Below are 11,480 nucleotides of genomic sequence, written 5' to 3' on the forward strand. Positions count from 1 at the left end.
ACTGCTGGCACTGCTGGCACTGCTGGCACTGCTGGCACTGCTGGCACTGCTGGCACTGCTGGCACTGCTGGCACTGCGGGCACTGCTGGCACTGCTGGCACTGCTGGCACTGACCACGCGCCTACCACGCCCGCGCATGTCAAGGTGGCGGATCCGCTTACGAATGACGGCTTGGCCATGGTTTTGAAGTATTTGGATGGGTGTGGTTGGGGTGATGAGGCTGTTGTGGAGCGCCTTTCGATGGCGATTAGGGTACGGGCGCGCTCTCGGCTGGCGGTTCTTGTTAGGCAGTACCCGTGGCTTGGTTTCGATGAAGTGGTAGGGGATCTCATCTCGCGGGTGTGGGAGGTTATGCGTACGCGTACGCGTGAGGTGGTGGGTGCGCGTTTTCGGTGGGCGTACGCGATCAGCCGGGCGGTACGGCAATTCTTGGAAGCCGATATGCCGGCCGAGCCGGTGGACTACCAGGGCACCAGTTTCGAGGAACAGGCAGGTGGGAGTGCTTCGGGTGGGGCAGATTACGAGCATGGGGATTCTCGGGTTTTGCTTGAGGACGCGGCGGGATGGAGTGCGGGCGCACAGTTCTTGGTCGGCGAGCTGGTGGCACGCGGTGTTGACCAGGGTGTCGCCTGGCATGGAATGCGGCGGATGCTTGAGCTTTCCGCACAGTGGGGTTTTCACACTCGGACGACGCACGCTCGGGAAGACCGCGAGTTGGCGCGTTTGGGGATTAGCAAAAACGCTATCGGGGCGTGGATGGGGCTTATTAACGGGTCACGCCGGGAAGGTGCGGAAGGTTCTTTTTTACTAGGGTTCGCGCGTGGGCGCCGCTCGTTCACGGAGAAGGAAGAGTTCCGGTTGAAGATCATTGTGGAAGGGTGTCCTTCTCAACTCTCCTCAGATTCTCCCGTATCGGGGGTGGTTTCGTGAATCTCCCATTCGCTGATAGAAGAGGTAGTGACCAGGCTGGTCGTCCATACGATGCCGGCTTTCTTTCTTGCTGCGGCTCGGGCTTCGTCCAGGCTCGTATACCAGGTGGCTTCCTGAACGAAGGGCGGGAGCCGGTCGCTAGTGACGGCGTAGATCGTTTCGATGGTGGTTTCGACCACGCGTGGCCATCCCATTTTTTCCTGACTCATGAGCATCCTCCTTTTCTTGATGCACTGCTCTTTTTTGCGGTGCTACTAACTAGGGGGCTTTGCACGCACACGACCAATGAGTTTTCCCAGGAGGTGGGCGCTGGTGCGTAAACACAAAACGAAACAACCCGCGCGGGCCGGGCTTGCCTTGCCCTGGGGCCAGCTCCCTGACCTGCCAGGCGAAGGCACTTTCCTGCCGTGTGTATGGACGGATCCGAGCACGGCGGTGTTTGCGGTGGGTGCGAGTGGTGGCGTGGGCACGACCACCATGGCTGCGTTGTGCGGGTTGGTTGACTTCGGGCGTGCGTGGCCGGTCTCGGCCCCGCAGGCGGCGCGGTGTGTGGTGGTTGCCCGCACCACCGCTACCAGCATGAATGCTGCGCGTGAGTGCGCCGCGGCGGTATTTGGTGGCCGCGTGAGCGGCGTCGAATGTGTCGGGCTTGTGCTTGTTGCTGATCAGCCCGGGCGCTTGCCGCGTGAGCTAGCCCGCCAGCGGGCTTTGACGGAGTCCGTGTTTCCGGCCTCCTGGCGACTCCCTTACAGCCAGGCGATAAGGCTCGGGCGAGAAGACCCGCAGCTCGCCGCACATAAGGCCATCCAAGAACTGCGCTCCCTGGCAAGCGCGGGCGAAGAACCAGAAGTTTTTATTGACAGTATCCCCGCCGCTGGTGGGGTGTCCCTAGGTATCTAAAGGAGAAAACATGTTTACACAACTATCGGCCCTGGAAGCCTACCTTCACGCGGCGCTTTTACCGCTTATTGAGGTGACACCGACCCAGCCCCCGGGAACGGAGAAAATCACGCAGATTCTCGGGTATGTGGCCTGGGGTGCAGGCGTTTTGTGTTTGCTCGGAATCTTTATTGTTGCGGGCAAGCTCGCCATCAACGCAAGGCATGGTGAGGGCCTTGAGGAAGCCAAGGGGCTGTTGTGGGTCTTGGCGGCGCTCGTGTTGATTGGTTCAGCCACCTCGCTTATCGGCGCGTTCATCACCCTATAAGCACCCACGAAGCCGAGACAAGGAAAAGATTGGAGGGGACAGGCATGAGTAAAGACAATAAGCCAGGCCGGGGCCTGGGTGTAGGACTAGCGATAGGCGGCCTACTCGTAGTTGCTGGCGTGGTGGCGGTGGTGTGGGCGCTCATCGCACCCGCGACGCCGAGCAGTGAGTCTGCGCCCGGGCCGGTCCCCTCCGTTCCTGCCACCGCGGCTCCCGCGCCGCAGGCGTCGGCGGTGCCTGGGTGTGGTCTGGATTTTAGTGACATGGCGCTACCAGACCGGAATTTCACGCCGGTCTGGCAGGACGGGCCGCTCGGGGTGCGGCTAGCCACGCTTCCGGGCGCGGGTCCGTGCGAGCAGACCCCTGTGGCTCGTGGCTATACGAATACGCCTAAAGGTGCGCTCCTCGCCGCACTCAACTACGTGTCGCTGTCGTCTGTTGGTGGCCCAAACGCACAAACGGTTCTCGACGAACTCTTGGCTGACGGCCCAGACAAAAAGGTGCTGTTGGAGGCGGCGGGTGAGCTAGCCGGGCGGGTGCTTCCCGCGCCGCGTCTTGTTGGTTTTCAGGTCTTCGACTACGACCTAGACAAGGCGAGTGTCGGGGTGGCGTTCATGCTGGACGCACAGCCTGGCGTAGTGTTTGGGCGCAGCCTCGACCTCACCTACGACAAGAAAACACAGATGTGGCGGGTAGCACCGGTGGCGGACATGTCCACGGTCTTGAGCGTCGTTGATCGGCCCTTGTCTACGGGATGGGTGCTATGGACACGATAGCTTTTGCGGAGTTCCTGACTCCCGCACCGGCTTGGGTGCCCGGCGGCCCGACATCGACGGTGTGTGTGACGGATGTGTGTGGTTGGAGTATTTTGAACCCGCTCGCCTGGGTCGGCAAAGGGTTTTCGACGCTCGTCGGTTCGGTCATCGAGTTGCTCGCTGAAGCAATGGCTAGCGCCTCAATGTGGCTCCTGGAGTTCCTCGTAGGCTTCGTATCCTCCAATCCGCGCCTGAACTTGCAGGATACGGAGGCGATCACCTGGATCCACGACTCGCTTTCCTACGCAACCGGGCTTTTTATGTTGCTGGGTGTGTTGGTGGGTGCGGGGTCGATGGCTTGGCATCGACGCGGCGAACCCCTACGCGACATGCTCCAATCAGTCATCCAGCTCGTCATTGTTTCGGGTGCGGGCGTGACCGTCGTCCAGCTCCTCATGGAAGCATCTTCCCTCTTCTCCTCCTGGCTACTCAGCTCTTCCGGGTCGATGGAAAGCGTCCAGGCCGCTATCAACGTGATGATTGATGAGGGCACGAACCTCGCAATCCTCACAATTTTCCTGCTCGCGGCGATGCTACTCGGCACCCTCCTAGCATTGATTTTGCTGTTGTGTCGGGATTCTTTCCTGGTGTTGTTGATCGGGATTTTGCCTCTGTCGGCAGCGGCCACTAACACGCCGTTGGGCCGGCAGTGGTTTGAGAAAACAAAAACCTGGATTATCGCGTTCCTCTTATATAAGCCGGCTTTCGCCATCATCCTCTCGATAGGGATGCGGCTGATTTCGTCGGGTAGTCCGCCGACGATGACCGCGCGGGTTGAGGAAGCCTGCGGGACCTTCGACGCATCCAAGCTCGAGGAGTACCAGAAGTGTGTCCTGGAGCAGATGAAAGCAGCCATCGGGGATGACAGCTCGCTGACGAGCTCCGTCACCACGATTTTGGTTGGTGTGGGTGTGCTTTGCTTGGCGGGGTTTGCTATGCCCGCACTCATGCGTTTCGTAGTCCCCGCAACCGCCTCCATGTCGAGCGGCGCTGGGATGAGTGGGATAGCGGCCGGCCTGGGAGGCGCAGCCGGGTCTTTGGTGGCGTCTGGTGCGATTAAGGTTGCGCGTGGCGGGGTCGCCGCGGCTCGGGGTGGGGTCTCGAAAGTCCGGGCTGCCCGCGCCACAAAAACAAGTGCCAGTAGCACGGCGAGTGGTAGTGGTGGTGTGGGTGCGACCGGCGCAGCAACCACCGGAACCACCGGGACAAGAAGGAGCGGCCCGGCGAGTAGGAGCGGCGCGGCTAGTGGCGCTACCAGCGCACCCGCTAATACAGGCAGCGCGAAGAAAACATCGCGGCGTGCGCGGGCGGCGAAGAAGCAGGCGCAGACACCCACGCTCCCGCCCACGTCGCCGGCGGCGGCGGGTGGTCAGGCTAGTGGCGCGGCCCACACACCCCCATCCAAGCCGGCCTCACCTTTCGCCCTACCCACAAAGCAGCCCGGGCGCGGCGCGTTTGATAAGGCCCGCCAGACCGGAGCTTTCACCGCGAACCTGGCGAGTGGTGCCGATGAGAGTGAGGAGCAAGCATGAGCACACCGCGCACATACGGCCACTGGCGTAAGCCTCAGGCCCCGGGTATTGGGCGGCTTTCCGGGGCGCTGACGGTCGGCGTCTTCGCCCTCCTGATCTTGATGGTTCTTGTGCAGATTATTGCCGGAATCATCCCCGCGTTGGTACTCGGGAGCATCTGCGGCTCGCTTGGTTTGTTGTTTGCCCGCAAAGACATGCATGGGGTGTCACTCGCGGGGAAGATTGGAGAAAGAATGCGATTTTGGCGCTCGCGCAGCCGCGGTGAGAATCTCTACCGCTCCGGCCCACTCGGGGTAACAGGTGGACCTTTCATGCTCCCCGGTATTCTCGCACCTACAAGGGTGGCTGATTTTGTGGATGGGTTCGGGCGTGACTTCGCCGTCATCACCACCGGAAAAACGGGCACCTTCGCTGTCGTCTTCGCCTGCGAAAGTGAAGGAGCATCCCTGGTCACTCAAGACCAGATCGACACGTGGGTGGCGCGCTGGGGGCAGTTTTTAGCGCGCCTGGGCGAAGAACCAGGCCTTATCGGTGCGAGCGTCGTCGTGGAATCCGCACCCGATACCGGCTCGCGCCTTCAGCGTGAAATCACCGCAAACAAGCAAGAAAACATCCCCAACTTGGCCGAACAGATGCTCAGCGAAGTGAGCCAGTTATACCCCTACGGGTCCGCGTCGCTGCGCGCCTACGTGACCCTCACCTTCGAAAACCATTTGGGTAAAGGTAGCGGGAAAACACTCGATTTGGCGGCGGCCGGTCAGGAACTGGCGACTCGTCTACCGTCATTGTCTCAGGCATTGACTGGGACGGGTGCGGGCTTTGTGCGTCCTTTAGATTCCGCGGGTGTGGGGCGGGTGGTGCGCCTTGCGTATGACCCGGATGCACAAGAGATTTTCGACGACGCACTAGCCAGCAGCGAGGCAGTTACCTTGGGGTGGAATGAGGTTGGGCCGAGTGCTACGCAAGCTAACTGGGACAACCTCATCCACGACAACGCGGTGTCGGTGTCGTGGGTTATGAGCGCAGCCCCACGCGGAATCGTCCAATCAAACATTTTGGCTTCGCTGCTCGCGCCGTCTCCTCGTATTGCCCGCAAACGCGTCGCGTTGCTTTATCGGCCTATCGAGGCCGGGCGCGCGGGCGAGATCGTGGAGAAAGACAAAAACGCCGCTTCCGTGCGGGTGTCTTCGTCGGCAAATGTGCGGGCACGCGACGAAGTCGCCCTCGCCCACGCGGTAGCCTCCGCGGCCGAGGAAGCGGCCGGAGCGGGCCTAGAGAATTTCGGGATGGTCATCACCGCAACCACAACGAGTGGCGCTGGGGATGTGAAAGACATGGCCGACGCGGTCGGCTCGCTAGCATCTAGCGCGCGGATTCGGATCCGGAAATGCTATGGCGGGCAAGACTCCGCCTTCGCCATCTCACTACCCCTCGGGATTATGCCAGGGCGTTACTCGGTGATTAGTGAGAGTGTTCGGGAGGCACTATGACCAGCCAAAGCAATACCACGGCCACAATGAACGGGCGGGGGCCTGGTTCGCGTGGGTTTACCGGACGCGGCGGCGGCCGCCAATCCTATGTTCCCGCACTCCCGCAATGGCGCGGCACCTCGGTGCAGGTATGTGGCCTGTGGCCGTTTGCTAGTGGCGCGCCAGCCCCGCTTATTGGGGTGCCGTTCGGGCAGTGCGAGAAAGGCGGCAGCCTCTCCCCCGTCTGTTTCGACCCAATTAGTTGGTTTCGGGCGGGCATGATCTCCAACCCCTCGATGTTCGTCCTCGGCCTACCCGGCCTAGGCAAGTCTTCGGCAGTGCGGCACATTAGTTTGGGTCTGGCCGGTTTCGGTGTTTCCACAATGGTGCTCGGCGACCTCAAACCCGATTACGTTGACCTCGTCGAGGCTATGGGAGGCCAGTGCATCACTATCGGCCGCGGCGGGGTTAGCCTGAATCCGCTAGACACCGGAAACACGCCCGCAGCCGCCAGCCAACTCTCCGGGCAAGCCCGGCTCGATCTATTGAATAGTGCTCATGCGCGCCAACTCACCATGCTTTCCTCTCTTGTTGAGCTGGTGCGAGGCGGCCGCATTACCGACCGGGAGCGTACCATCATCGACCGTGCGCTTCGGGTATGGGATACCCACAACCCCACCACCGTCCCCATCATTAGCGACATCCTCGCTATTGTTCGTGCAGCACCCGACGACGTACGGCTCGCAGCACTCGACCGCGGCTCCATCGACCGCTATTTGCAAGTCACCGAAGCTCTCGAGGCATCACTCATGGCACTACTCGGGGGCCGTTTTGGGCAAATATTCGCAGCCCCCACAACCACGCCGATGCGCATGGACCGCTCCGTCGTCTTCGACGTCAGCGCAGTATCAGGGGCGGATGAAGCATTGCAGGCCGCAGTGCTCTTGGCGTGCTGGTCGTATGGATTCGGGAATATCACAACGGCGAACATGCTCGCCGACAGTGGCCTTGCTGAGCGTCGCCTCTTTTTCGTGGTCATGGACGAACTCTGGCGAGTGTTGCGCGCGGGCGAGGGCATGGTTGACTCCGTCGACGCCCTCACACGCCTCAACCGCCAATGGGCGGTGGGCCAGGCCATGATCACCCACACCATGAGCGACCTCGAAGCACTAGCTTCCGAGCAAGCCCGGGCCAAGGCACGCGGGTTCGTTGAGCGCGCCGGCGTGTGCTTACTTGGCGGGCTGCCTGAGCGGGAAATGGGTTTGCTGCGCGGTGCGGTGCGCCTGAATTCCGCGGAGGAAGACGTGCTCACCAGCTGGCAAGACCCGGGCAGTCTTGACCCCGACACCGGGCGCTTGTCTGCCCCGGTAGGGCGGGGGCGGTTCTTGATCAAGGTCGGCCGGCAGCCCGGTATTCCGGCCGAATGTGTGCTCACGCCCTGTGAGCGTGACCTGTCTGATACTTCGTGGAGGTGGCATGAATAATAAGCCCGGCACAACCGGGGATACCGGCACGCTCATCGCCACGTTGGCTGCTATTGGCGTCGGCGCGTGCCTATGTTTATCCCTTTTCCTAGCCGGCATTATTACCGGCGAAGCGGTGCCGTTTAACCCGCTTGTCCTCGTCATCTACCTCGCAACAGGCAAGATTCATCTCACCAGCGTAACGTGGGTGATCGCCGGGATTTTCTCCGCAATCGTCATGAGCATTGCCGGCCTAGTTTCCTGGCGCGTGTTGAAAGTGCGGGGGCGGCGGGTGCGAGGAGACAACAAAGCCAGATTGACCGGCGGGCGCTCTGCTCGCCAAGCTCTCCAACGCGGCGTGGTTGCTGAGAAAGCCCAGCGCCTGGGCATCAGCGGAGATAACCCCGTAGGGTATCGGCTCGGGCGGGCGGTAGACACCGGCGAACTACTCTATGGCGACTTTGAGAGTGTCTCGCTCATGCTCTCCGGGCCGCGTGGCGGTAAAACAGCCGGCTACGCCATTCCCTTGTTGCTGGAAGCACCGGGATGCGTGCTAGCCACTTCGAATAAACGCGACCTCGTCGACGCCACCCGCTACGCCCGAGAAACACTAGGCGAGAAAGTGTGGGTGTTTGACCCCTGCAACATCCTCGGCCGGCCCGGCACGATGTGGTGGAATCCCCTCACCTACCTCACCAGTCCTGCTTATGGCGGGAGCCTCTTCTCTAGAGCCACCCACCTAGCAAAAATATTAGGGGATGCAGCCCGGGCTGGCACTGCGACTAAAGCATATGACGGCTTTTGGGATGGCGGCGGAGAACAAATCCGCGCCTGCCTGCTAGCCGCGGCCGCGCTCGAGCACCGCTCCATGGCCGACGTGTATGCGTGGGTGCAATCCACCCTGGATGAAACACCGATAGATATTCTGCGTAACCACGGGATGGGCGAGTTAGCGGCGCTTTTGCGGGCGCAAATGGACCTCCCCAGCGTGACTAAGGGTGGTATGTGGGCACATGCGCGTAGTGGTTTGGAATGGGTGGGCGACCCCGAGACGCGCACCTGGTGGGACGGGGGTGGGGCAGAATTCAACCCCGCCATGTTCGTGCAAACCCGCGAAGCGCTTTATTCGATGTCCGTTGACGGCGCAGCAATCGCGCCTCTCGTTGCGGCGCTGACGGCCGTAACGTGTTTAGCGGCTGAAAACTACGCCCAAGCCCAGCACGGTGGACGGCTTGCAACGCCCATGATGGTCGTGCTCGATGAGGCAGCGAACGTCTGTCCTTGGCGCGAGCTTCCGCGGCTTTACTCGCATTTCGGGTCGAAAGGTATCTGCCTCCACACGATTTTGCAGTCCTGGTCGCAAGGCGTGAGCGTGTGGGGTGAAGCGGGAATGAACATGCTCTGGTCGGCCGCGAATAACGTGCTTTATGCGGGTGGGGTGAAAGAGACCGAGATCCTCGCGAAAATCTCGAAACTCATCGGCACCTACCGCACCTCCCAACGCTCGACCTCAATGTCGAAGGGCGTGCGATCGACCTCCATCTCCCAAAACTCACTCGAAGTGCCGATAGCCAGCGAAGCCGAGCTAGCGGCGCTACCAGCGTGGCGGGCCTGGCTTTTCGCCTCAAAATCCCGCCCCACCCTCATCCGGCTATTGCCCTGGTTCGAGGGAGAAAATCAAGAGCTGGTGGAGGAGTCTATTGCCCGCTACGGCTCGAACGCCACACCTAGTAGCAGTGCTGCGCTTGGTGGGGTGCGGGATGCCTGGAACAACTAACCACCAAGCAAATCTATTCAGATCAAAGAAGGAGAAGACACCATGAACGAGCAGACCGAAGATGTTATGGACGAGACCGTCGAGTCCCTTGCGGCCTTAGTAAAGGCGGCGTCAATGATTGTCGCCCGCGTACAGACGGAGTATGCAGCGCATTTGCAGCGCTCGGCGCAGCGCGCCGCCGCTGCACAGCAGGCTTTCACCGCGCAATTGGGAGTTGCTCGGCCTTTCCTTGCTCAAGCAAACAACGAGCGGTGGTGGGACTCGGCTAGCTCCATGGACATCGCAAGAATGTATGGCCTAGCAAAGAAATATGCCGGAGCCGACCCGCTCGCTGCACAGGCTCATGCACGTGTTGCCTCTTTCCTGGAAGACCACGGCATCACACCCGACATCATCGACGGATCAGACACGAACTCGCTCACGCAGGAGCAAGTAGACAAGCTCACCGCCGCGCTCGACGCCAAGCCTGACGTGGCGGCATCGGAGAAGACACCAGCGGCCACCACTAGAGCGGCCGCGACCACCTCGAGGGTTGGTATGCCGGGGGCTGGTGTGGAGAACGAGGCGGCGGCCGAGCCAGCCGCGCCGGTCTTAGGTATTGAGGCGATGAAGCAGCGTATCGCGCAGATGCGAGAAAAAGCCGCAGCAGCCGGCATTACTTTCGGCGATGCTACCGGCGAAGGCGCACTCACCGGCGAATTGAGCGTCCAGGCCGCCTGCCCAGGCAACCCGGCCACGCGAGCGGCCGCAGTCGCGATGCCTGGCAAGAAGAAGCCGAAGGCAACGAGCGTGGCCAGTGAGCAGATATCCCTATCTAAATAACTGATGGGAATGTTTGTTTCGGGGAGTAAGCGGGACATGAGATGTTGTGGTTCAAACCTCTTACCGTGGTTCTTCATGCACCCTTTCTAGGCAGCCGGCTTGAGTTCCTGTTCTATTTGCAGGTCTCGTAACGCGCTTTCAAAAAGTGCCACTTTTAAATCTGGGCGACCTAGCACCGTTTTGGGTGCGTAGTAGAAGCACAGGTAGATAACCGTGATTGCCCCAGCAAGCTGATAGAGGTTAAGCAAGGGATCGTCCGACAGGATCCTCCCATTTGAACCTAACTCAAACACTGCGGTGAATAGAGCAGTGAAAACCGCTCCCGCCAAAACCAATAGGAATCCGGGCGCACGCCATGTGGGATTCTTGAAAGTTCGTGACAGATCTGTCTCTAAACTATGTACGCTATCACCCATCAATGACAGTACCTGCAAATCAGGGGAAACGGCACGGTCGCAAAACAATTGGCCAAGCTCGCGGTAAGCTGCGCTCCGACACTTCGAAATCGTCACTTGACGGCAGTAAATAGGTAATAGAACGAGAACTAATAGGATTGTGATACTCGCTCCGCCAGAGACATACATGACCTGAGAAATATCGTCGGCACGAGCTATGCCTTCAATTCCAATTCCTCCAATAAGCAGTTCAATTATCAGCCACAGCGAAATACCTATCGGCCAGCGCTCTTCGGAAATTCTAACTATTCTTTTGGATTCAAGTCGCTTAGCAAAATCATCAAACACTGACTTGAGGAACGGAGTAGATCGTGCGTCTTCTCGCCTCACTATGTCAACCAAGCCGGTCTCAGCTTGTACGGTTTCCGGTTCGCAGCCACGATTGCTGGGGCATTTTGATCGCGGCGAGATATCAAACGAAACTGAGAATCCGATTCGCATAGTTACGCACCTCCTACAGGACTCAAGATACGTGTTGTTGAGGGAAAGATTGAACGGATGATTGACACGTGGTACATCCAACTGGACCAATTACTCTTCACTTGAATCAAATTCGAAATAAGGCAAACTATCACCCATATGCTTCGCTTCGAAAAAGTCTCGATAGCTTCGTCTTGCATCGCGCAATAGAGCCTCATATGTCCGCAAGTGTATCTTTTTAGCCTCGAATTCCTCAAAATCCTCTTTTGTAAATCCCGCAGGGCCAGAATTAGAAGCCAAAACCTTTTTCGGCAGAATAACCAAGGCTTTGATGTCTTTGTAAGTGTAGCGATGCTGCAAGGCGGGCGGTAGATTACTAAAAATTCCTTTTCTGTACCCGTTTACTTGGTCAATTATATTACCCTCGGTTAATTGAGAAGTCGCCGAGTGTCCCTTTCCGTCACTCCGCTTTAACTCGACAATAATTGGCAATTCTTCCTCAGCGACTTCGACGAGCTTGTCAAGTTTTTTGTGTAAATGGTTTTGTTTAGTTGGTTGGGAACCGGTCTGGGTAGTGCAGGGATAACTCG

12 protein-coding genes are annotated in these 11,480 nt (G+C 59.5%); 9 read left to right on the forward strand and 3 right to left on the reverse strand.

Annotated elements, in window-relative coordinates; all coding sequences use genetic code 11:
• Window positions 1-930, forward strand: a 930-nt coding sequence (locus tag QP828_RS08635) for a hypothetical protein (protein WP_284891569.1), incomplete at its 5' end; no start/stop codon positions are given.
• On the opposite strand, the gene QP828_RS08640 is transcribed toward QP828_RS08635, so the two are convergent.
• The gene (locus QP828_RS08640) at window positions 888-1,139 is read right to left on the reverse strand and encodes a hypothetical protein (RefSeq protein ID WP_284890216.1); all 252 of its coding nucleotides are present in this window, start codon (window positions 1,137-1,139) and stop codon (window positions 888-890) included. The two genes, QP828_RS08635 and QP828_RS08640, sit on opposite strands and share 43 nt — an antisense overlap.
• Window positions 1,140-1,242: 103 nt before the next feature.
• On the opposite strand from QP828_RS08640, the gene QP828_RS08645 reads away from it, so the two are divergent.
• The 8 genes from QP828_RS08645 to QP828_RS08680 are packed head-to-tail and all read left to right on the forward strand — an operon-like array spanning window position 1,243 to window position 10,015.
• The gene (locus tag QP828_RS08645; RefSeq protein ID WP_284890217.1) at window positions 1,243-1,830 is read left to right on the forward strand and encodes a DUF6668 family protein; all 588 of its coding nucleotides are present in this window, start codon (window positions 1,243-1,245) and stop codon (window positions 1,828-1,830) included.
• A gap of 10 nt (window positions 1,831-1,840) precedes the next feature.
• Window positions 1,841-2,137: a hypothetical protein gene (locus tag QP828_RS08650; RefSeq protein WP_274733723.1), complete on the forward strand. Its 297-nt coding sequence runs from the start codon at window positions 1,841-1,843 to the stop codon at window positions 2,135-2,137.
• Between the two features lie 44 nt (window positions 2,138-2,181).
• Complete coding sequence (locus QP828_RS08655) at window positions 2,182-2,913, forward strand: DUF8175 domain-containg protein (RefSeq protein WP_284891571.1); 732 nt, start codon at window positions 2,182-2,184, stop codon at window positions 2,911-2,913.
• Complete coding sequence (locus QP828_RS08660) at window positions 2,901-4,484, forward strand: hypothetical protein (protein WP_284891573.1); 1,584 nt, start codon at window positions 2,901-2,903, stop codon at window positions 4,482-4,484. Before QP828_RS08655 ends, QP828_RS08660 begins: the two co-directional genes overlap by 13 nt.
• Window positions 4,481-5,974: an SCO6880 family protein gene (locus tag QP828_RS08665; RefSeq protein ID WP_274733726.1), complete on the forward strand. Its 1,494-nt coding sequence runs from the start codon at window positions 4,481-4,483 to the stop codon at window positions 5,972-5,974. The genes QP828_RS08660 and QP828_RS08665 overlap by 4 nt, the downstream gene beginning before the upstream one ends.
• Window positions 5,971-7,437, forward strand: coding sequence for a putative type IV secretion/conjugal transfer ATPase (locus tag QP828_RS08670; protein WP_274733727.1), 1,467 nt, complete (start codon window positions 5,971-5,973; stop codon window positions 7,435-7,437). The genes QP828_RS08665 and QP828_RS08670 overlap by 4 nt, the downstream gene beginning before the upstream one ends.
• Window positions 7,430-9,193, forward strand: coding sequence for a type IV secretory system conjugative DNA transfer family protein (locus QP828_RS08675; protein ID WP_274733728.1), 1,764 nt, complete (start codon window positions 7,430-7,432; stop codon window positions 9,191-9,193). Before QP828_RS08670 ends, QP828_RS08675 begins: the two co-directional genes overlap by 8 nt.
• A 42-nt stretch (window positions 9,194-9,235) precedes the next feature.
• Window positions 9,236-10,015 carry a hypothetical protein gene (locus tag QP828_RS08680; protein WP_274733730.1) on the forward strand — a complete coding sequence of 260 codons (780 nt, stop codon included), beginning with the start codon at window positions 9,236-9,238 and terminating at the stop codon, window positions 10,013-10,015.
• Window positions 10,016-10,101: 86 nt separating this feature from the next.
• Here QP828_RS08680 and QP828_RS08685 read toward each other — a convergent pair whose 3' ends face one another.
• Together QP828_RS08685 and QP828_RS08690 are read right to left on the reverse strand one after the other, a co-directional pair.
• Window positions 10,102-10,911 carry a hypothetical protein gene (locus tag QP828_RS08685; protein ID WP_274733732.1) on the reverse strand — a complete coding sequence of 270 codons (810 nt, stop codon included), beginning with the start codon at window positions 10,909-10,911 and terminating at the stop codon, window positions 10,102-10,104.
• A gap of 90 nt (window positions 10,912-11,001) precedes the next feature.
• Window positions 11,002-11,480 (reverse strand): hypothetical protein (locus QP828_RS08690; protein ID WP_284891574.1); only part of this gene is annotated, 479 nt, incomplete at its 5' end.

The organism is Actinotignum sanguinis (assembly GCF_030230305.1).
Classification (GTDB): Bacteria; Actinomycetota; Actinomycetes; order Actinomycetales; family Actinomycetaceae; genus Actinotignum; species Actinotignum sanguinis.